The organism is Psychromonas sp., assembly GCF_983033635.1.
The window spans coordinates 10,389-11,725 of the sequence record NZ_CEZLMY010000113.1 but is presented as its reverse complement, the minus strand read 5'-3'; the positions used below and the strand labels follow the sequence as shown (position 1 = coordinate 11,725).

Annotated in this window: 1 protein-coding gene; it reads left to right on the top strand. The window is 40.3% G+C overall.

The genetic code is table 11. From position 1 onward, the window contains the following. Positions 1–720: 720 nt before the first annotated feature. A partial coding sequence (locus AC4GME_RS13355) for a glycosyl hydrolase family 28-related protein (protein WP_490379566.1) occupies positions 721–1,337 on the top strand: 617 nt, incomplete at its 3' end.

Genomic DNA, 1,337 nt, shown 5'->3' with positions numbered 1-1,337 from the left:
TATCTGAACGCACTATTAAGCTGTAGCACAGCTCCATCCATATTAAAGTTACCCAATATTTGCTGTAGTTGCAGGCTTGCTTGTCGCAGTTGTTATTTCATAATTACTTTTTAAATACAAGAGAACGAATCCAAGCTGGTAATTATGTTCCTCAAGCAACAAATCAAGCAATTACGGCACTAACGGCTATAACTTTTAATTTTATTTGGGCACCACTTGTTTCGGCAGTGATAATTCTCATACTGTTATTATTCTATACATCAGATCAAAACCACCATGAAATGAAGATCTAATGAAAGTATTGCTTAAAGCAACAGTAGACTAGTGTAGATCCATCTTTTCTTAATTCGGCAAACATCCTGATAAATAGTTAACGAGCCCTGTTGCATTAACGGCTGCAGGATTAATACTAGCAAGATTTGCAGCACTGAATTTTATTGCTTTAAACCTCATCCTCATCGAACAAACGTTTATATTCCAGCGTATGCTTTCGATATTCTTTTCGCCAACTCTTCACGCACTTTCGATTGCCGATTCGCCCCTTGCGCTTCGGGTTGCAAGCTTACGACTGGCTTTCACTTGCTTCCAGTAAATAGAGGTTAATCACAAATAGATGTACTCCTCATATATAAAATTAACAATCTATGTATGCTAGCCAACCTGTACATTTATTGATCAGACACCACTAATTTACACTTAAAATATCACAAGGAGTAGTGAATGCGTTTAATAAAATCGATTAATCCCATTGGAGGAGTTGTAGCTGCGTTGCTAGTTGCTATGTCGCCAATTAATACAATGGCTCTTGAGTCAAGTACCTGGCTTGATTGGGTAGCAGCTAAAAATAGTGGCGCAGAGCCAAATATGCCAGACTTTTCGCGTGCGGGTTATCACCATGGTGACATAGCGATTCCTGATGTCACTTATCCTGTTTATGATGTCAGTGCTTACGGTGCAGTACCCGATGATAGCTCTGACGATAGCAGTGCTATCCAGGCTGCTATTGATGCAGCTGAGTTAAATGGCTCAGGTGTTGTGTTATTACATCCCGGCCGTTATCGTGCAACAGGCTTAACTGTTAACAGTAGTAATATTGTTGTACGTGGTGCTGGCGCACTGGCGGGGGGAACTGAAATTTTTTCAGAAGGTACACCTACGACGGGTGGAGGAACTATTATCACCTTTAGACCTTTCTCTACCGGTAATAAATCAGATATTACCACTGTAACTGGCAATGTAACTCGAGAGACTTTTAATATACAGGTCGCAGATGCTTCAAGTATGAGTGTGGGGCAACTGGTAACGTTATACTCACGAGATCCGAATAGTAATTTACT